Origin of the sequence: Streptomyces ochraceiscleroticus, from assembly GCF_000720485.1 — a bacterium.
Taxonomy (GTDB): Bacteria; Actinomycetota; Actinomycetes; order Streptomycetales; family Streptomycetaceae; genus Streptomyces; species Streptomyces ochraceiscleroticus.
Map to the genome: position 1 here is coordinate 44,880 of NZ_JOAX01000002.1, position 18,029 is coordinate 62,908.

Annotated in this window: 19 protein-coding genes; 11 read left to right on the forward strand and 8 right to left on the reverse strand. The window is 70.9% G+C overall.

The features are described from left to right. Nucleotides 1–7: 7 nt before the first annotated feature. A complete protein-coding gene (locus tag IG84_RS0102320) occupies nucleotides 8–619 on the reverse strand; it encodes a hypothetical protein (protein ID WP_078648563.1) in 612 nt (203 codons plus the stop codon). Nucleotides 620–744: 125 nt separating this feature from the next. On the opposite strand from IG84_RS0102320, the gene hemL reads away from it, so the two are divergent. The 7 genes from hemL (at nucleotide 745) to ccsB (ending at nucleotide 8,464) form a co-directional block, all read left to right on the forward strand. After that, nucleotides 745–2,052 carry a glutamate-1-semialdehyde 2,1-aminomutase gene (gene hemL, locus IG84_RS0102325; RefSeq protein ID WP_078648564.1) on the forward strand — a complete coding sequence of 436 codons (1,308 nt, stop codon included), beginning with the start codon at nucleotides 745–747 and terminating at the stop codon, nucleotides 2,050–2,052. After that, nucleotides 2,049–2,771, forward strand: a complete 723-nt coding sequence (locus IG84_RS0102330; RefSeq protein ID WP_031050705.1) for a histidine phosphatase family protein — start codon at nucleotides 2,049–2,051, stop codon at nucleotides 2,769–2,771. Before hemL ends, IG84_RS0102330 begins: the two co-directional genes overlap by 4 nt. 151 nt (nucleotides 2,772–2,922) lie before the next feature. Beyond that, a complete protein-coding gene (locus IG84_RS0102335) occupies nucleotides 2,923–4,131 on the forward strand; it encodes a polysaccharide deacetylase family protein (protein WP_031050708.1) in 1,209 nt (402 codons plus the stop codon). A 57-nt stretch (nucleotides 4,132–4,188) separates the two neighbouring features. After that, nucleotides 4,189–4,806 carry a TlpA family protein disulfide reductase gene (locus IG84_RS0102340; RefSeq protein WP_031050711.1) on the forward strand — a complete coding sequence of 206 codons (618 nt, stop codon included), beginning with the start codon at nucleotides 4,189–4,191 and terminating at the stop codon, nucleotides 4,804–4,806. A 4-nt stretch (nucleotides 4,807–4,810) separates the two neighbouring features. Next, complete coding sequence (locus tag IG84_RS0102345; RefSeq protein ID WP_031050713.1) at nucleotides 4,811–5,581, forward strand: cytochrome c biogenesis CcdA family protein; 771 nt, start codon at nucleotides 4,811–4,813, stop codon at nucleotides 5,579–5,581. 4 nt (nucleotides 5,582–5,585) lie between these two features. Beyond that, nucleotides 5,586–7,379: a cytochrome c biogenesis protein ResB gene (gene resB, locus IG84_RS0102350; protein ID WP_031050715.1), complete on the forward strand. Its 1,794-nt coding sequence runs from the start codon at nucleotides 5,586–5,588 to the stop codon at nucleotides 7,377–7,379. Further along, nucleotides 7,376–8,464, forward strand: a complete 1,089-nt coding sequence (gene ccsB / locus IG84_RS0102355; RefSeq protein ID WP_031050717.1) for a c-type cytochrome biogenesis protein CcsB — start codon at nucleotides 7,376–7,378, stop codon at nucleotides 8,462–8,464. The genes resB and ccsB overlap by 4 nt, the downstream gene beginning before the upstream one ends. Before the next feature lie 36 nt (nucleotides 8,465–8,500). On the opposite strand, the gene IG84_RS0102360 is transcribed toward ccsB, so the two are convergent. The 5 genes from IG84_RS0102360 to IG84_RS0102380 all read right to left on the reverse strand — a co-directional run bounded on the left by IG84_RS0102360 (nucleotide 8,501) and on the right by IG84_RS0102380 (nucleotide 12,657). After that, on the reverse strand, nucleotides 8,501–9,088 hold the full coding sequence (locus tag IG84_RS0102360) for a DUF4291 domain-containing protein (protein ID WP_031050720.1): 588 nt from the start codon (nucleotides 9,086–9,088) through the stop codon (nucleotides 8,501–8,503). A 107-nt stretch (nucleotides 9,089–9,195) separates the two neighbouring features. Beyond that, nucleotides 9,196–10,620, reverse strand: coding sequence for an alkaline phosphatase family protein (locus IG84_RS0102365; RefSeq protein WP_031050723.1), 1,425 nt, complete (start codon nucleotides 10,618–10,620; stop codon nucleotides 9,196–9,198). A gap of 174 nt (nucleotides 10,621–10,794) precedes the next feature. Next, nucleotides 10,795–11,724: an isopenicillin N synthase family dioxygenase gene (locus IG84_RS0102370; protein WP_031050726.1), complete on the reverse strand. Its 930-nt coding sequence runs from the start codon at nucleotides 11,722–11,724 to the stop codon at nucleotides 10,795–10,797. A 58-nt stretch (nucleotides 11,725–11,782) separates the two neighbouring features. Further along, a complete protein-coding gene (locus IG84_RS0102375) occupies nucleotides 11,783–12,235 on the reverse strand; it encodes a nucleoside deaminase (RefSeq protein ID WP_031050729.1) in 453 nt (150 codons plus the stop codon). Further along, nucleotides 12,232–12,657: a PLD nuclease N-terminal domain-containing protein gene (locus IG84_RS0102380; protein ID WP_031050732.1), complete on the reverse strand. Its 426-nt coding sequence runs from the start codon at nucleotides 12,655–12,657 to the stop codon at nucleotides 12,232–12,234. The genes IG84_RS0102375 and IG84_RS0102380 overlap by 4 nt, the downstream gene beginning before the upstream one ends. Before the next feature lie 89 nt (nucleotides 12,658–12,746). Here IG84_RS0102380 and IG84_RS0102385 point away from each other — a divergent pair, with 89 nt between their 5' ends. Continuing rightward, complete coding sequence (locus IG84_RS0102385) at nucleotides 12,747–14,204, forward strand: menaquinone biosynthesis decarboxylase (protein WP_031050734.1); 1,458 nt, start codon at nucleotides 12,747–12,749, stop codon at nucleotides 14,202–14,204. Then, a complete protein-coding gene (gene mqnP / locus IG84_RS0102390; RefSeq protein ID WP_031050736.1) occupies nucleotides 14,201–15,103 on the forward strand; it encodes a menaquinone biosynthesis prenyltransferase MqnP in 903 nt (300 codons plus the stop codon). The genes IG84_RS0102385 and mqnP overlap by 4 nt, the downstream gene beginning before the upstream one ends. An 88-nt stretch (nucleotides 15,104–15,191) precedes the next feature. Here the strand turns inward: mqnP and IG84_RS37620 are convergent, their stop codons facing one another. Together IG84_RS37620 and IG84_RS0102400 are read right to left on the reverse strand one after the other, a co-directional pair. Further along, nucleotides 15,192–15,938 carry a DUF4870 domain-containing protein gene (locus IG84_RS37620; protein ID WP_051861299.1) on the reverse strand — a complete coding sequence of 249 codons (747 nt, stop codon included), beginning with the start codon at nucleotides 15,936–15,938 and terminating at the stop codon, nucleotides 15,192–15,194. Between the two features lie 76 nt (nucleotides 15,939–16,014). Continuing rightward, nucleotides 16,015–16,599 (reverse strand): rhomboid family intramembrane serine protease, encoded by a 585-nt coding sequence (locus IG84_RS0102400; RefSeq protein WP_031050741.1) that lies wholly within the window; start codon nucleotides 16,597–16,599, stop codon nucleotides 16,015–16,017. A 135-nt stretch (nucleotides 16,600–16,734) separates the two neighbouring features. On the opposite strand from IG84_RS0102400, the gene IG84_RS0102405 reads away from it, so the two are divergent. Together IG84_RS0102405 and IG84_RS0102410 are read left to right on the forward strand one after the other, a co-directional pair. Beyond that, nucleotides 16,735–17,457: a UbiX family flavin prenyltransferase gene (locus IG84_RS0102405; protein WP_031050744.1), complete on the forward strand. Its 723-nt coding sequence runs from the start codon at nucleotides 16,735–16,737 to the stop codon at nucleotides 17,455–17,457. Between the two features lie 105 nt (nucleotides 17,458–17,562). Further along, nucleotides 17,563–18,018 (forward strand): Lrp/AsnC family transcriptional regulator, encoded by a 456-nt coding sequence (locus IG84_RS0102410; protein WP_031050747.1) that lies wholly within the window; start codon nucleotides 17,563–17,565, stop codon nucleotides 18,016–18,018. The last annotated feature ends 11 nt before the right edge of the window (nucleotides 18,019–18,029 follow it).

Genomic DNA, 18,029 nt, shown 5'->3' on the forward strand with positions numbered 1-18,029 from the left:
TCGTCCGTCAGGGCCACACCAGGCAGTACGCCTGATGTCCGGCCTCGTGCAGACGGTGGCTGAAGTCCTGCCATTCATGGAGGAGCCGGTAGACGGCGAAGGCGTCGCGCGGGCCGCCGCGGTCGGGGACGGTGGACCAGATGAAGGCGGCGGCGCCCACGGACTCCTCGCCGACGCCGCGCAGCGGGTCGACGACCGTCATCGGGAGCTTCACCACGGCGTAGTCGGGGTGCAGGACGACCAGTTCCAGCGGGGGGACCTTGGACAGCGGTATGCCCTCTATGCCGGTCAGCACCATCGCCGCCATGGTCTCCGGCTTGATCTTCGTGAACATCCCGCCCATGCCGAGCTCGTCGCCGCCCAGCTCTTCGGGGCGCATCGAGATCGGTACCCGGGCCGCGGTGGCGCCGTCGGGAGCGCCGAAGTACTTGTACGTCACCCCCATGCGCCCGCCTCTGCTGCTGGTCCCGCTGTTGTTCCCCGGGCCGACCTGCCCGGCGCCGCTGTGCTCCGCACGGTCCTGCTCGCCGCTGTACTCCGCTCGGCGGTGGCGTCCGCGCCGGGCGCGCTCCGGGCCCCGGTCATCGGTCCCTTCGCCCAGTTCGCCACCGCGATGCATATCTCCACCCGACCACTCGCAGCCTCAGCCGCGCAACCCGATCATCGTCTCAGAGACCTCCCCCGTCACCGGCGTGTGAAACGCCCGGCCGCGCGCCCCCGTGCGCCTCTGAGACCATTGCTTGCGTGACTCACTCGTACGATGCCCCAGTTTCGCAGACGCTCTTCGACCGCGCGGCCGTCGTGACGCCCGGCGGCGTGAACTCTCCCGTGCGCGCGTTCCGCGCCGTGGGCGGTACGCCCCGGTTCATGGTGTCCGGTACCGGTCCGTACCTCACCGATGCCGACGGTCGTGAGTACGTCGACCTCGTGTGCTCGTGGGGACCGATGATCCTCGGCCACTCCCACCCGCAGGTCCTCGCGGCCGTGCAGGACGCCGTCGCACGCGGCCTGTCCTTCGGCACGCCGGGCGCCGGCGAGGTCGAACTCGCCGAGGAGATCGTGAACCGGATCGAGCCGGTCGAGCAGGTCCGCCTGGTCTCCTCCGGTACCGAGGCCACCATGTCGGCGATCCGGCTGGCCCGCGGCTTCACCGGCCGCCCCAAGGTGATCAAGTTCGCCGGCTGCTACCACGGGCACGTGGACGCCCTGCTGGCCGCGGCCGGTTCGGGCGTGGCGACCTTCGGGCTGCCCGACACGCCGGGCGTCACCGGCGCGCAGGCCGGCGACACGATCGTGCTGCCGTACAACGACATCGAGGCCGTGCGCGCCGCGTTCGCCGCGCACGAGGGCCAGATCGCCTGTGTGATCACTGAGGCGTCGCCCGGCAACATGGGCGTCGTCCCGCCGCTCCCCGGCTTCAACCAGGGCCTGAAGGACCTCTGCTCCGCGAACGGCGCGCTCTACATCTCCGACGAGGTCATGACCGGCTTCCGGGTGAGCAAGGCCGGCTGGTACGGCATCGACGGGGTCACCCCGGACCTGATGACGTTCGGCAAGGTCATGGGCGGCGGCTTCCCGGCCGCGGCGTTCGGCGGCCGCGCCGACGTCATGGCCCACCTCGCCCCGGCCGGCCCCGTCTACCAGGCGGGCACCCTCTCCGGTAACCCGATCGCCACCGCCGCCGGCGTCACGCAGCTCCGGCTGCTGGACGACGCCGCGTACGAGCAGGTCGACGCGGTCTCCGCGGAGCTGCGCGGGCTGGTCTCCGAGGCGCTGACCAAGGAGGGCGTGGCGCACCGCCTGCAGGTCGCGGGCAACATGTTCTCGGTCTTCTTCACCGACCAGGACGTCACCGACTACGAGAAGGCCAAGGCGCAGGAGTCCTTCCGCTTCACGCCCTTCTTCCACTCGATGCTCTCCCAGGGCGTCTACCTCCCGCCGTCCGCCTTCGAGTCGTGGTTCGTCTCCACCGCGCACGACACGCAGGCCGTCGAGCGGATCGCGGCCGCGCTGCCGGCCGCCGCGCGGGCCGCCGCCGAGGCCACCGCATGAGCGGCACGACCGGCAGCGGCGGCAGCGGTGACGACATCACCGTCGTCCACCTGATGCGCCACGGCGAGGTGCACAACCCCGACGGCGTCCTCTACGGGCGGCGCCCCGGGTACCACCTCTCCGAGCTCGGCCGGCAGATGGCCGACCGGGTAGCCGAGCACCTCGCCGACCGCGACATCACGCATGTCGTCGCCTCCCCGCTGGAGCGGGCGCAGGAGACGGCCACGCCGATCGGCAAGGCGCACGGGCTGGACGTCGCGACCGACGGGCGGCTCATCGAGGCCGGGAACATCTTCGAGGGCAAGACCTTCGGCGTCGGGGACGGCGCGCTCAAGCGGCCGGGGAACTGGAAGTACCTCACCAACCCGTTCCGGCCGTCCTGGGGCGAGCCGTACATCGAGCAGGTCGTCCGGATGATGGCGGCGCTCGGCACGGCCCGGGACGCGGCGCGCGGCCACGAGGCTGTCGCGGTCAGCCACCAGCTCCCGATCTGGATCGTGCGCAGCTTCGCCGAGCGGCGCCGGCTGTGGCACGACCCGCGCAAGCGGCAGTGCACGCTGGCCTCGCTGACGTCCTTCACCTTCCACGGCGACCGGATCGTGTCGGTCGGCTACAGCGAGCCCGCGCTCGACCTCGTGCCCGAGCATCTGCGGGCCGGGGCCCAGCCCCGGTTCGGCAAGGGCGCCGTGAAGGGCCAGCCCAAGGCGGCCGGCGCCTGATTCCCCTGCGGCGGTACGTACGGACAGAGAGCTGTCCGTACGTACCGCCGTAGATATATGCGCTCGCGCCGGAACCCCGGCTCCTGTCCCGCCCTCTTACCCCATGTCCGTATATACGGGCTTTGGCACGGCAAGGGTGAACGGGAACGGTATGAGCGCGATCAGTCGGCGGAACCTGCTGGGCATCGGAGTGGGGGCGGCCGCCGCGATCGGGCTCGCGGGCTGCGGCACGGCCCGGCCCGGCGACGCCGCAGGGAAGGCCACCGTCCAGGCCCGTCCGAAGCCGATCGGTGACGGCTCCACTGCCGAGACCGGCCCGCAGCCCCACCAGCCACCGAAGCCCGAGCCGCTGGAGCCCGGGCAGACCCCGCCTCAGTTCGTCGTCTTCTCCTGGGACGGCGCGGGCGAGGTCGGCAACGGCCTCTTCCCCCGCTTCCGCCGCCTCGCCAAGGACCACGGCGCGTCGATGACGTTCTTCCTCTCCGGGCTGTACTGCCTGCCGGAGGCCAAGAAGTCGCTCTACCGCCCGCCGAACAATCCGGTCGGCGCCTCCGACATCGGCTATCTCACCGACGCGCACATCAAGGAGACGCTGCGGAACATCCGCGCGGCCTGGCTCGAAGGGCACGAGATAGGCACCCACTTCAACGGCCACTTCTGCGCCGGCTCCGGCTCGGTCGCCCACTGGACCCCGGCGCAGTGGCGCTCCGAGATCGACCAGGCCACCGACTTCGTCACGAAGTGGCGGACGCACACCGGCTTCACCGACGTCGAGCCGCTGCCCTTCGACTACAAGAAGGAACTCGTCGGCGGCCGCACCCCCTGCCTGCTCGGCCAGGACAATCTGCTGCCCACCGCCCGCGAGCTGGGCTGGCGCTACGACGCCAGCTCGCCCGGCGGCCGCCAGACCTGGCCCACGAAGAAGTGCGGCATCTGGGACTTCCCGCTCCAGCAGATCCCGTTCCCGGGCCACTCCTTCGAAGTGCTCTCCATGGATTACAACGTCCTGGCGAACCAGTCCGGGAACTCCACCCGGGCCCCGAAGGCGAACTACCCGGGCTGGCGCCGGCAGGCCACGGACGCGTACATCTCGGGCTTCCGGCGCGCGTACGAGACCAACCGCGCCCCCTTCTTCATCGGCAACCACTTCGAGGAGTGGAACGGCGGGATCTACATGGACGCCGTCGAGGAAGCGTTCAAGCACATCGCGGACGAGAAGCACCGGGACGTGCGGCTGGTGTCCTTCAAGCAGTTCACCGACTGGCTGGCCGTGCAGGACCCGAAGGTGCTGGCCCGGCTCCAGCGGCTGGACGTCGGCGAGCGGCCGAAGGGCGGCTGGCGGCGGTACCTGGGGGGCTGAACCGCCCGACGAGGGGGGTGCGGAAGATCCGTAATGGGCCCATGCGAAACTTTTCACATGAGTGCCTGCCGCGTCCCCCGCCGCCGCGTCACCCGTCGCCGTATGCTCCTGCCGGCCGCCGGAGCCGCGGTCGCCGCCGTGCTGCTGAGCGCCTGCGGGTCGGGCGGCACGTCAGGGGGCTCGGAGCAGACGAAGTTCGTGCAGGGCAAGGACGGCGTGGACACCGTGAAGCCGGCCGACCGGCAGCCGGTGCCCGACATCTCGGGCGAATCCACCAAGGGCAAGCACCTCGACATCGCCGACTACAAGGGCAAGGTCGTCGTCCTCAACATCTGGGGCTCCTGGTGCGCGCCCTGCATCGCCGAGGCCCCGAACTTCGCCAAGGTCGCGAACGAGACCAAGGACAAGGGCGTGCAGTTCCTCGGGATCAACACCCGGGACTCCAAGAAGACCCAGGCGGTCAGCTTCGAGGAGCAGCACAAGGTCCCGTACCCGAGCCTGTACGACCCGATGGGCAAGCAGATGCTGCGCTTCCCCAAGGGCAGCCTGAACCCGCAGGCGATCCCCACCACCATCGCGATCGACCGCAAGGGCCGGATCGCGGCGCGCGCGCTCACCCCGCTCAGCGAGACCGAGCTGCGCAAGATGGTCGACCCGCTGATCGCGGAGAAGTGATTCCGTGATCGCGCTCGCCGCAGCAAGCACAGCGCCGAACCAGACCGTGCTCACCGGCGCCCTGCTGGTCGCCCTGCCGGTCGCCCTGCTCGGCGGCCTGGTGTCCTTCTTCTCGCCGTGCGTCCTGCCGCTCGTACCGGGCTACATGTCGTACGTGACCGGCGTCACCGGCACCGACCTCGGCGAGGCCAGGCGCGGCCGGATGCTGGGCGGCGCCGCCCTCTTCGTCCTCGGCTTCACGGTCGTCTTCGTCTCCGGCGGCGCCCTCTTCGGGTACTTCGGGCAGACGCTGCAGGACTACAAGGACGTCATCTCGCGGGTGCTCGGCGCCCTGACCATCCTGCTCGGCCTCACCTTCATGGGGGTGCTGGGCCGCTTCGGGCAGCGCGAGTTCCGGATGCTGCACAAGCGGCCCGCGATGGGGCTGGTCGGCGCGCCCGTGCTCGGCGTGCTCTTCGGCGTCGGCTGGACCCCGTGCCTGGGCCCCACCCTGACCGCCGTGAACGCCCTGTCGTTCAACGAGGCCAGCGCGGGCCGCGGCGCGCTGCTGACCATCGCGTACTGCATCGGTCTCGGCCTGCCCTTCATCCTGGTCGCGCTGGCCTTCCGCAAGGCGCTCGGCGCGTTCGGCTGGGTCAAGCGCCACTATGTCTGGGTGATGCGGACCGGTGGCGGGCTGCTCGTGATGATCGGCGTCCTGCTCGTCACAGGAATCTGGGACAGCATGATGTCCGAGCTGCAGAGCTGGACGACCGGCTTCACCGTTGGGATCTGAATTGATGGCCGCCAAGACCGACACCCACAGCGACCCCGCGCAGGACGCCGACCTCGGCGCCGCGGGCTCCCAGCTGTCCACCGCGCCGAAGGAGGAGGTCTCCCTCCCCTCCCTCGGGCCGATCGGCTGGGCCCGCTGGTTCTGGCGTCAGCTCACCTCGATGCGGGTGGCGCTGATCCTGCTCTTCCTGCTCTCGCTCGGCGCCGTCCCCGGCTCGCTGATCCCGCAGACCAGCATCGACCCGGTCAAGGTCGACCAGTTCCAGAAGCAGCACGACGTCCTCGGGCCGATCTACGACAAGCTCGGGATGTTCCACGTCTACAGCTCGGTGTGGTTCTCCGCGATCTACCTGCTGCTGTTCATCTCGCTGATCGGCTGCATCGTCCCGCGGACCTGGCAGTTCGTCGGCCAGCTCCGCGGCCGCCCGCCGGGCGCCCCGCGCCGGCTGACCCGGCTGCCCGCGTACGCCACCTGGCGCACCACCGCCGAGCCCGAGCAGGTCCTCAAGGCCGCCCACCGGACCCTCAAGAAGCGCCGCTTCCGTACCCATTCCCCCAAGCTCTCGGCTTCGCTCGAGCAGGGAGGTACCCCCACCGGCACCTCGGTCGCCGCTGAAAAGGGATACCTCCGCGAGGCCGGCAACCTGATCTTCCACATCGCGCTGATCGTGATGCTGGTCGCCTTCGCCATCGGCAATCTCTGGAAGTCCGAGGGCGGCAAGCTGATCGCCGAGGGCGACGGCTTCTCCAACAGCCTGACGCAGTTCGACGACTTCAAGTCCGGTTCGTTCTTCGACACGGACGACCTGGAGCCGTTCGGCTTCCAGCTCGACAAGTTCGTCGCCACGTACGAGCGCGGCGGGCCGCAGAACGGCACCCCCCGGATCTTCCGCGCCGACGTCACCTACTTCAGCGGTGCCGACGGCAAGGAGCACAAGACCTCGATCAAGGTCAACGAGCCGCTGGACATCGGCGGCGACCGGGTCTACCTGCTCTCGCACGGCTACGCGCCCGACGTCACCGTCAAGGACGGCACCGGCAAGGTCGTCTACGAGGGCGCGGTCCCCTTCCTCCCGCAGGACCCGAAGAACTTCACCTCCAGCGGCGTGGTGAAGGTCCCCGGCGCCAAGACCAAGGACGGCAAGAAGAATCAGCTCGGCTTCCAGGGCTTCTTCGTCCCGACCTTCGGCGGCAAGGGCTCCGGCTCGATGTTCTCCGTCTTCCCCGCGCTGGACAATCCCCGGCTGACGCTGACCGCGTACCACGGTGACCTGGGCGTGGACTCCGGCCTGCCGCAGAACGTCTACCAGCTCGAGACCAAGAACCTGAAGCAGTACAAGGTCGACGGCCGGGCGGTCGCCCAGATGATGTCGCCGGGGCAGTCCATGAAGCTGCCCGGCGGTGACGGCAGCATCAAGTTCAACGGCGTCAAGCAGTGGGCCAGCTTCAAGATCTCCCACCAGCCGGGCAACGGACTCGCGCTGGGCGGCGCGGTCGCCGCCCTGCTCGGCCTCGCCGGTTCGCTGTTCATCCAGCGCCGCCGGGTGTGGGTCCGCGCCGAGCCGGGCCCCGACGGCGTCACCGTCGTGGAGATCGCCGGCCTGGGCCGCAGCGAGTCCCCGAAGCTCCCCGAGGAGCTGGCGGACCTCGCGTACACCCTCCAGCCGGACGCGCCCCAGGCCCCCGAGCCGGACCCCGAAGCTTCCGACCCCGAAGACTCCGACCCCCACGCAGAAGACTCCGCGGAGCCGACCGACTCCGCCGGTAACGCTGACCCCTCCGAAGGAGCGCGCGCGTGAACCTCGCGGCCGCGGCCAACGAGAATCTGGCCCACACCAGCAATGTGCTGATCTATTCGGCGATGGCGGTCTACACCCTCGCGTTCCTCGCGCACATGGCGGAGTGGGTGTTCGGCAGCCGGAGCAAGGTGGCCCGTACGGCCGCGGCGCTCACCGAGGAGAAATCAGCGGCGTCCGCCGTGACGGTGCAGTCCAAGGCCAAGGCCGGCGGCACCGCCGTGCTGGACCGCCCGAAGGTCGTCACCCGCTCCGCGGCCGGCAGCCGGGACGTGCCCGACGGTATCGGCGCGCACGGCGGCACCGAGAAGGGCGACCTGTACGGCCGGATCGCCGTCTCGCTGACCGTGCTGGCGTGGCTGATCCACGTGGGCGGCGTAGTCTCCCGCGCCCTGTCCGTGCAGCGTGCCCCCTGGGGCAACATGTACGAGTTCTCCACCACCTTCGCCGCGGTCGCGGTGGCCGTGTACCTGATCCTGCTGACCGCCAAGAAGAACGTCCGCTGGATCGGCCTGCCGCTGGTCACCACCGTCCTGCTGGACCTGGGCCTGGCCATCTCGGTCCTCTACACCGCCAGCGACCAGCTCGTCCCGGCGCTGCACTCGTACTGGCTGTGGATCCACGTCAGCTGCGCGATCATCTCCGGCGCGGTGCTCTACATGGGCGCGGTCGCCACCCTGCTGTACCTCTTCCGCGACCGCTACGAGGCGAAGCTCGCGAACCCCGCGGGCAAGCAGCCCGGCGCCTTCGCCAAGTCGGTACTGGAGCGGCTGCCCGCCGCCGCCTCGCTGGACAAGTTCGCGTACCGCATCAACGCGACCGTCTTCCCGCTGTGGACCTTCACGATCATCGCGGGCGCCATCTGGGCCGAGGCCGCCTGGGGCCGCTACTGGGGCTGGGACCCCAAGGAGGTCTGGTCCTTCATCACCTGGGTCGCCTACGCCTGCTACCTGCACGCCCGCGCCACCGCCGGCTGGAAGGGCCGCAAGGCCGCCTACCTGGCCCTGATCGCCTTCGCCTGCTACCTCTTCAACTACTACGGCGTGAACATCTTCGTCACGGGCCTGCACTCCTACGCGGGCGTCTGACCGGCCGCACCGCACCCACCACGGGCCGCCTCCTGCTCAGGGGGCGGCCCGTGGTGCGAGCGGCCGCTCGTCCGGCAGCAGCCGCCGCGCCGCCTCGAGGTCACCGGCGCGTACGTGCGCGTGGATCTCGTGGGCGAGCGGGGTGACGTCCGTGATGGCGACGGTCCACTCGTCGGCGTAGTGGCGGGCCGCCTCACCCGCCAGACCGAGCTGGAGCGAGCGGTACGGCAGCGGCCGCAGGCGCAGGTCGCGCTCCGGGTCCCACTGGACGCGGGCGGGGGCTTCCCGCAGCGCCTGCTTCCAGGCGGCGCGGTCGGCGTGCTCGGCGGGGTCGTAGTGCGAGAGGCAGGCGTGGCGCAGCGCCCAGTCGAGGCCCGCCCGCTCGATCTCCACGGCCAGTACGCGCTCCTGGCCGGGCTTGGTGGCCCAGCCGGAGCGGTACATCATCCACAGGAACGACGGCTTGATCCAGGTCATCCGGTCCCGCTTCCAGGTGGCCGGGAAACGGCCGTCGCGGGCTGCCGGGCCGGCGAGGGCGGGGGCGTACGCCTGGTAGACGGTGACGGTGGTGGCGGTGTGGACGGCCCTGATGCGGCGGGCCGGTTCGGGCTGATGTTCGTTCATGGGAGGTCAGCGTGCGGCATGCCGGGCGCCGCGGGCCACCGGATTATCCGCCGGGCGGGCCCGGTGCCCGGGTCGTGGCGTCGGGCGGATGCGGCGAAGCAGGTGGTTCAGCGGCGTTTGCGGCTGCCGGGTTCCTGGTGGGGCGGGGTCTGGCCCGTCCCCGGGAGGACGGGTTTCGGCAGGGTCGCGACCTCCCGCCGGGCCTCGGCCAGCCGGGCGGCGGTGTCGCGCGGCAGGCGTGGTGGACGCCGCGCCGGTACGAAACCGAAGGCCGAGGTCAGGTCGCCGAAGGTGGTGCGGCGCCAGTCGGAGATGTTGGGCTCCTCGACGCCGGTGAAGCGCTCCAGGAACTGCAGTACCGAGGTGTGGTCGAAGGCGTCGCCCCCGGCCCAGCCGCCCACCGTCCACGGCGAGACGATCAGGCACGGGACGCGGAAGCCGCCGCCGATGGGCAGCCCGCCGACGAACTCGTCCTCCGTGCCGGGGGCCGGCACCGGCGGCGGCACGTGGTCGAAGAGCCCGTCGTTCTCGTCGTAGTTCAGGATGAAGGCGGTCTTCCGCCAGACCTTCGGATTGGCGGCGATGGCCTCGACCGTCCGCGCGACGAAGGCGGCACCGGCAGCCGGCAGATAGTCCGGGTGCTCCGACTCCGCCGCCGTCGGGATGATCCAGGAGACGGCCGGCAGCCGGTCGCTGCGCGCGTCGTCCTCGAAGGTGCCCGCGGGCCGCGGCCGCACCCCGCACTCGTACAGCGCGTCCCCGGGCCCGGCGTCCCGGAAGCTCTGGAACTGCTCCAGCAGATTGCAGCCGTAGTCGTCGTCCTGCTGGTACACCTTCCAGGACACGCCCGCCGCCTGCAGCCGCTCGGCGTACGTCGTCCAGCGGTACGGCCGGCGCGCGGTGTTGTTCAGGACCGGGCCGCCCAGGGTGCCGCCGGGGTCGATGGTGCCGGTCATCCAGTACAGCCGGTTCGGCCAGGTCGGCCCGAGGACCGAGCAGAAGTAGTTGTCGCAGAGGGTGAACGCCTCGGCGAGGGCGAAGTGGAAGGGGATGTCCGCGCGGGTGTGATAGCCCATCACGTACGGGCCGTTCCGCCCGTCCGCCTTGCGGTGCGCGGGCAGCCACCGGTCCATCTGCCCGCCGTGCCACGCCTCGTGCTGCACGGACCAGGCGTGACTGGTGGACGGGATGGCCTGGGCGCTGGACCGGTGGGTGTCCAGGTGGAAGGGCAGCAGGTGGCCGTCCGGGGACACGGCGTCGGGCTGGTGGAAGACCGAGCGGCCGGTGGAGAGGGTGAGCGCGTCAGGGTCCGCGAAGCCGCGTACGCCGCGCAGCGTCCCGAAGTAGTGGTCGAACGAACGGTTCTCCTGCATCAGCAGCACGACGTGCTCGATGTCGTCCGGCGAGCCGTACCGGGCCGGCCCGGCCGCGACCGCCTTCCGCACGCTCGGCGGCAGCAGCGACAGCGCGGCGCCGCCGCCCACCGCGCCCGCGGCGGAGCCGAGGAGTCTGCGTCGGGTCAGGCCGGGCACGGGTGCCCTCCCGGCAGCCCACTATCGCCCGGCAAAAGGCGCTGGCCAGGCAAGTTGTCGGAGATGATCACCGCCGTCACTTTACGGCGAGTGCGACGTTTCCTGACGGAGGCTCAGATGTGTGGTGTCGGAGAGGCGGTGCTGCGCGGTGCCGGAGAGCCGGGGCCCGGCCCGTCAGCCGACGGTGATCGCGGTCAGCTTCTCCCGCAGATAGGCGTGCGAGTCGGGAAGGCCGCCGAGGCGCGTCCCCGGGTCGCACTCGTAGAAGTACACCAGCGACATCAGTTCCTCGGCCGGCACGTCGGCCGGCGGCGGCAGGACGCGGTGCCGCCCCGACTGCCAGCGGCCGCCGGTCCACCGCGCCATCAGGTCGCCGATGTTCACGGTGAACGAGTCCGGCGCCCAGGGCGCGTCCGTCCAGCCGTCCGCGTCGGTGAACACCTGCAGGCCGCCCTTGCCACGCTGCCGGTCCAGGACGGTGACCGTGCCGAAGTCGGTGTGCGGACCGATCCGGAACTGGCCCGGCAGCGGCGCGCCGACCACCTCCGTGCCCGGGTACCAGTTGATGTTGAAGCCCCAGGTGGGGTGCCCGGTGTGCCGGGTGAAGAAGTCGGCGGGCTCGCCCAGCGCGCCGGCGAGCACTTCGAGGAGCAGGTCGGACAGCGCCCGCATCGCACCGGTGTACCGCTCGACCAGCGGCCGCAGCTCCGGCACCTCCGTCGGCCAGGTGTTCGGCAGGAACCACTCCGCGTCCACGGCGGCGTTTCCTGTCGGCTCATCGGCGGCGAAGGACAGCGACTCCTTCAGGTCCGGCGGCGTCTCCGTGCCCTCCGCGTACCCGTTGGCCTCCGCGCCGGGCCCCAGCCAGCCCCGCTCGCCGACCGTGACCGCGTACGGCTCCTTGTCGGCCGCCGGCAGCCGGAAGAACCGCCGGGCGGCCGTACGGATGTCCGTCCGCAGCCCCGCGTCGACGCCATGACCGGTGACGACGAGGAAGCCGGCGGTGCGCAGGGCGGCGTCGACGGTGGCGGCGAGCGTCTGCCGGGCCGCGGCGTCACCCGCCCGCCACGCGCCCAGGTCGATGACGGGAATCGCGTCACTCATCACCGGTCTCCTTCGGCCTTCCGCGGCGGCTGTCCCCGGCCCGCTCCGGTTCTCTTCCTCAGTCCTCGCCGATGTCCTCGTGCCACAGCTCGGGGCGGTCCGCGATGAAGGCGCGCATCATCGCGACGCACTCCGGGTCGTCCACCACCACGATCTCCACGCCGTGCTCGGCCAGCCAGTCGTGCCCACCGTGGAACGTCTCCGCCTCGCCGATCACCACCCGGGAGATCCCGAACTGGCGCACCAGCCCGCTGCAGTACCAGCAGGGCGAGAGCGTGGTGACCATGGTCGTGCCCTTGTACGAGCGCTGCCGCCCGGCGGCCCGGAACGCGGCCGTCTCGGCGTGCACCGACGGGTCGCCGTCCTGCACGCGGCGGTTGTGACCCCGCCCGAGCAGCGTGCCGTCCGCGCCGTACAGCGCCGCGCCGATCGGGATGCCGCCGGAGGCGAGCCCGGCCCGGGCCTCGGCCACCGCGACCGCCAGCATCGCGCGCGTGTCGGAGTCGCTCATTCGTCGCGCTCCCCGGACTCCCGGCGCTCCCCGGGCCCCTTGCCGTCTCCCGACTCGCGGCGGCGGAGCTCCTCCTCGCGGCGCTTCAGGTCCGCCTCCCAGTCCTTGAGCAGCGCCTCGTCCTCGTCCCGGCGCTGTGCCCGCTCCCGCGTGCCCAGCTTCTCCAGGAACTCGGGGTTGTCGTCCGGCGCGACCCAGCCGCCCCGGCCGCGCCCCGGCGCGCCGCCCTCGGCGGCGAGCGCCGCACGGTTCTTCCCGGCGATCAGCCAGGACACCGACCCGACGAGCGGGAAGAGCAGGACGAGGATCGCCCACAGCACCTTCGGCATGTGGCGCACATGCTTCTCATCGGTGGTGACGCAGTCGATGAACGCGTAGATGCTCAGTGCCAGCGGCACCAGGATCATCAGCACCCGCAGCATGTGTCGCTCCCCCTGGGAGTGGCCGGGCGGGCCGGTGAGCGCGGCCCCAGTGACCAGTCCAGGGTAGTGCGTACCGGATACTGGGATGCATGGCTTATGACGATCTTCGCTCGTTCCTCCGGGCGCTCGACCGCGAAGGTGACCTCAAGCGCATCAAGGCCGAGGTCGACCCCCATCTGGAAGTCGGGGAGATCGTCGACCGGGTGCAGAAGGCCGGCGGCCCCGCGCTCCTCTTCGAGAATGTCAAGGGCTCGGCGATGCCCCTGGCGATGAACGTCTACGGCACCGACCGCCGCCTCCTGAAGGCGCTCGGCCTGAAGTCCTACGACGAGATCAGCGGCAAGATCGGCGGCCTGCTCAGGCCCGAGCTGCCGCAGGGCTTCGTCGGCGTCCGCGAGGCGTTCGGGAAGCTCGCGAACATGACGCACGTACCGCCGAAGAAGGTGAAGGGCGAGGGCGCGCCCGTCCAGGAGGTCGTGCTCCATGGCGACGAGGTCGACCTCGAGCGGCTGCCCGCCCTGTTCACCTGGCCCGAGGACGGCGGCTCGTTCTTCAACCTGGGCCTGACCCACACCAAGGACCCCGAGAGCGGCGTCCGCAACCTCGGTCTGTACCGCCTCCAGCGCCACGACAAGCGCACCATCGGGATGCACTGGCAGATCCACAAGGACAGCCGGAACCACTACCAGGTGGCCGCCAGGCGCGGTGAGAAGCTGCCGGTCGCCATCGCCTTCGGCTGCCCGCCGGCCGTGACGTACGCCTCGACCGCGCCGCTCCCCGGCGACATCGACGAGTACCTCTTCGCGGGCTTCGTGCAGGGCAAGCGGATCGAGATGGTCGACTGCAAGACCGTGCCGCTCCAGGTCCCGGCCAATGCCGAGGTGGTACTGGAGGGCTGGCTGGAGCCGGGCGAGACGCTGCCCGAGGGGCCCTTCGGCGACCACACCGGCTTCTACACGCCGCAGGAGGACTTCCCGGCGCTCACCATCGACTGCGTGACGATGCGCAGGCGTCCGCTGCTGCAGTCGATCGTGGTCGGTCGGCCGCCGACCGAGGACGGGCCGCTGGGCCGGGCGACGGAGCGGTTCTTCCTCCCGCTGCTCAAGATCATCATCCCGGACATCGTGGACTACCACCTCCCGGAGTCCGGCGGCTTCCACAACTGCGCGATCGTCTCGATCGACAAGAAGTACCCCAAGCACGCGCAGAAGGTCATGCACGCCATCTGGGGCGCGCACATGATGTCGCTGACCAAGTTGATCATCGTGGTGGACGCCGACTGCGACGTGCACGACCTGCACGAGGTGTCCTGGCGGGCGCTCGGCAACACGGACTACGCCCGCGACCTGACGGTCGTGGAGGGCCCGGTGGACCACCTGGACCACTCCTCGTACCAGCAGTTCTGGGGCGGCAAGGCCGGCATCGACGCGACCGCGAAGTGGCCCGAGGAGGGCTACACCCGGGACGGGGGCTGGCCGCAGATGATCGTCTCGGACCCGGAGATCTCCGAACGGGTCACCAAGCGCTGGAAGGAGTACGGGCTGTGACCGCTTCCGCCGCCGCGATCCCGCAGCCGGGCCGCACCAAGGCATTCCTGCGGCTCGTCATGATCGAGCACTCGGTCTTCGCGCTGCCCTTCGCCTACATCGCCTCGCTCACCGCGATGTATCTGCACGACGCCAGGATCCACTGGGCCCGGCTGCTGCTGGTCACGGTCTGCATGGTCGGCCTGCGGACCTTCGCGATGGCCGCGAACCGCATCATCGACCGCGAGATCGACGCCCGTAACCCGCGCACCGCGGGCCGCGAGCTGGTCACCGGCGCGGTCTCGGTCCGGTCCGCCTGGACCGGCGCGCTGGTCGCCGTCGTCGTCTTCCTGGGCGCCGCCGCGCTGCTCAACCCGCTGTGCCTGGCGCTGGCGCCGGTCGCGGTGGTCCCGATGGTGGTCTATCCGTACGGCAAGCGGTTCACGAACTTCCCGCACGCCATCCTCGGCATCGCCCAGGCCATCGGCCCGATCGGCGCCTGGCTCGCCATCACCGGAAGCTGGTCGTGGGAGGCGGTGATCCTCGGCCTCGCGGTGGGCGTCTGGATCGGCGGCTTCGACCTGATCTTCGCCTGCCAGGACGTGCGGGCCGACCGCGCGCACGGCGTGAAGTCGGTACCGGCCCGCTTCGGCATCCCCGGCGCGCTGTACGGCGCCCGGGCCTGCCACGCCGTCACGATGGTGCTGCTGGTCTGGTACGCGCTGGCCACCGGCGCCGGTGCCTTCTTCTGGGTCGGCCTGGTGATCGTCGCGGGCGCGTTCCTGTACGAGCACACGATCGTCCGGCCGCACGACCTGTCGCGGCTGAACCGCGCGTTCTTCACGGTCAACGGCTTCATCGGGATAGCGCTGTTCGTCTGCGCCCTGCTGGACCTGCTGGTGCGCGGGCTGACGCTCTGAAACCGACGCTCCGAGGGAGCGGAAGAACGGCCAGGGGCCGGCGCCCACCCGGGTGCCGGCCCCTGGCCGTGTGTCGTTGCTTCGTCGCTCAGTTCTTGACGAAGCGCCAGGACAGGAACTTCGGGTAGGACCACATCTCGCCGTTGTTGGCCTTCACCGAGCCGATGATCCCGAAGACCAGCGTGGTGATCCAGTACGCGCCGAAGAGGACGAAGTAGCAGATCAGCGGGATGAGGAAGACCATCCCCGGGTCGCCGGTGCCGGAGTCGGCGGTCACGCCTGCGCTGATCACCACGACGAAGTACAGCACGCCGGTGATCACCGCCATGATCGCCTGGGTGATGCCGTAGTTCATCCCCTGGGCCGAGTGGTGGCGGATGTACGGGTCGTGCTCGTTCTGCGCGTTGTTACGGATGGCGAGCGGGGCGATCCAGCCGCACAGCATGCCGATGCAGCACACGCCCGTGCCGACGAAGACGGTGAGCACCGCGCCGAGGTGCGACCACATCGCGGGCCCGGTCGAGGGCCGGGCCGGGGCGGAGTAGCCGTATCCCGGGGGCTGGGAGCCCCAGCCGGGACCGCCGGGGCCGCCGTACGGCGGCTGCTGGCCGGGGCCGGGCGGCGGGGCGGGGTAGCCGTAACCGGGCTGCTGCCCCTGCGGCTGGCCGTACGGCTGCTGCCCCTGCTGCGGGTAGGGCTGACCGTACGGCTGCTGTCCCTGCTGTCCCTGCTGTCCCTGTCCCGGCTGCTGGCCGTAGGGCTGCTGCTGCCCGCCGTTCTGCGGCGGCTGCCCCTCGGACGGCGGTTCGGATGCGGACTTGTCGAACTCGACCACGGGCTGATCCCCCCGATGACGTGAATGGTGTCTCCGGCAGTGCTGGGCCGTGGCCCGGCGCTGCCGCGTGCAGAGACTACGGGACGCCGCCTCCCGTGCGGAGGCCCGGCGTCCGCACCCGGAAGACGTACGCGGCCAGCGCCCCGCCGGCCAGCCCGAAGAAGTGCGCCTGCCAGCTGATGCCGTTCGAGGCCGGGAGCGCGCCCCACAGGATCGAGCCGTAGAGCACCGCGACGAGCACGCCGATGGCGATGTCCAGCGCCTTGCGCTCGATGAAGCCGCGCACGACGAGATAGCCGAAGAGCCCGAAGATCACTCCGGAGACGCCCGCGGTATTGCTGCCCGGCGGCGATATCAGCCAGACGCCCAGTCCGCTGATCACGGCGATGAGCAGCGTGACACCGGCCAGTCTGCGGATCCCGGAGCGCAGCCCTGCGAGGAAGCCGAGGACGAGCAGCGGGAGGGTGTTGGCCATGAGGTGGGCGAAGCCGAAGTGCACGGCGGTCGCCGGGAGCACGTCGACCAGCTCGCTCGGATCGCGTGGCCGGATGCCGAAGCTGTCCAGCGCGTTTCCGGTGGCCACGTCCACCGCCTCCAGCAGCCAGAGCAGCCCGACCCAGGCCAGCACCAGCAGCGCAGCGGGTTTGGCGCGTCCGCCCATGTCCGGCCCTCCTCGCCTGCCGGCCGGTCTTTGCCGTACCGGCACGTCCGCCGAGGTCCGCGCGATGGCCGCGCGCCCTCACAGGCAAGAACGGCTGTGACGGTGCTCCTGGTTCCGCCGGATAGGCTCGGTGCCGTGGAGCCGCCGCACAACGTCACCAGTCAGCACGCCGGCACCGGTCCCCGCAGGCCGTGGGTCGTCGGCATCTCCGGCGCGTCCGGGACCCCGTACGCCGCGTCCGTGCTGCGCGGCCTGCTGGCCGCGGGCGAGGCCGTCGACCTGGTGGTGAGCCGGGCCTCCCGGCTGACGCTGCTGGACGAGACCGGGATCTCCTTCCGGGACGCGCACTGGCGCACGGACCTGCGCGAATGGCTGGCGCGCGGCGCGGACGGCAAGCCGGAGACCTTCCGGATCACGGAGTCGGATCTCGCGGACGTACGGCACTGGGCGGCCGGTGACCTGGCCGCGGGCCCGTCCTCGGGCTCGTACCCGGCCAAGGGCATGCTGATCGTGCCGGCCAGCACGGCGTGCGTGGCCGGGGTGGCACTGGGGCTCTCCAAGGACCTGCTGCAGCGGACGGCGAGCGTGACGCTGAAGGAGCGCCGGAAGCTGGTCGTCGCGGTGCGCGAGACGCCGCTGAACGGACAGACCCTCAAGCACCTGGTCGCCCTGGACGAGGCGGGCGCCGTGGTGCTGCCGGCCTCGCCCGCGTTCTACGCGGGGGCGACGCACATCCAGGACCTGGTGGACTTCGTGGCGGGCCGGACGCTGGACGCGGCGGGCGTGCCGCACGGCCTGTACCGGCGCTGGTCGGGCGAGCTCGGCGGCGCCGCAGGCGATGCCGGCAGAGCCCAGTGATCAATCTCTGTTTTTTACCTGGGATTGCAGGCTAAATCGTCCTGCATGCCTTAGATTCTGTAATCAGTAGTGGCAATGCGGAAAGATTGAAAGGTCGGGGACGCAATGGACGCGGTGGACAGGCAGCTCATCCAGGCACTGCGCGAGAACGGCAGGGCCTCGTACGCGGAGCTCGGCCGGCTGGTGGGCCTGTCCGGCCCCAGCGTCACGGACCGCATCAACCGGCTGGAGTCGGCCGGCGTGATCACCGGCTACCGCGCGACCGTCGACGCCGCCTCGCTGGGCCTGGGTGTCACGGCGCTGGTCGGCATCTCGCTGTCGGACGCCACCGACCACGAGGAGCTCGCCCACCGGCTGCGCGAGCTCAGCGAGATCGAGGACTGCTGGTTCATCGCGGGCGACGACTCGTACATGCTCAAGGTCCGGGTGGACGACGTGGACGGCCTGGAGCGGACCATCCGCCGGCTCTCCGGCACCAAGGGCGTCTCGCGTACGCGCACCACGATCGTGCTCTCCACGAAGTGGGAGAACCGGGTCGGAGAGCTTCCCGAAGAGGGGTAGGCGTACGCTCG

Excerpts from the sequence above, each read along its gene's own strand:
- IG84_RS0102330 (WP_031050705.1), top strand. The coding sequence starts at position 2,049 with ATGAGCGGCACGACCGGCAGCGGCGGCAGCGGTGACGACATCACCGTC.
- IG84_RS0102385 (WP_031050734.1), top strand. The coding sequence starts at position 12,747 with ATGGCTTATGACGATCTTCGCTCGTTCCTCCGGGCGCTCGACCGCGAA.
- IG84_RS0102370 (WP_031050726.1), bottom strand. The coding sequence starts at position 11,724 with ATGAGTGACGCGATTCCCGTCATCGACCTGGGCGCGTGGCGGGCGGGT.
- IG84_RS0102340 (WP_031050711.1), top strand. The coding sequence starts at position 4,189 with ATGAGTGCCTGCCGCGTCCCCCGCCGCCGCGTCACCCGTCGCCGTATG.
- IG84_RS0102410 (WP_031050747.1), top strand. The coding sequence starts at position 17,563 with ATGGACGCGGTGGACAGGCAGCTCATCCAGGCACTGCGCGAGAACGGC.
- IG84_RS0102400 (WP_031050741.1), bottom strand. The coding sequence starts at position 16,599 with ATGGGCGGACGCGCCAAACCCGCTGCGCTGCTGGTGCTGGCCTGGGTC.
- resB (WP_031050715.1), top strand. The coding sequence starts at position 5,586 with ATGGCCGCCAAGACCGACACCCACAGCGACCCCGCGCAGGACGCCGAC.
- IG84_RS0102380 (WP_031050732.1), bottom strand. The coding sequence starts at position 12,657 with ATGCTGCGGGTGCTGATGATCCTGGTGCCGCTGGCACTGAGCATCTAC.
- IG84_RS0102375 (WP_031050729.1), bottom strand. The coding sequence starts at position 12,235 with ATGAGCGACTCCGACACGCGCGCGATGCTGGCGGTCGCGGTGGCCGAG.
- IG84_RS0102320 (WP_078648563.1), bottom strand. The coding sequence starts at position 619 with ATGCATCGCGGTGGCGAACTGGGCGAAGGGACCGATGACCGGGGCCCG.
- IG84_RS0102335 (WP_031050708.1), top strand. The coding sequence starts at position 2,923 with ATGAGCGCGATCAGTCGGCGGAACCTGCTGGGCATCGGAGTGGGGGCG.
- IG84_RS0102360 (WP_031050720.1), bottom strand. The coding sequence starts at position 9,088 with ATGAACGAACATCAGCCCGAACCGGCCCGCCGCATCAGGGCCGTCCAC.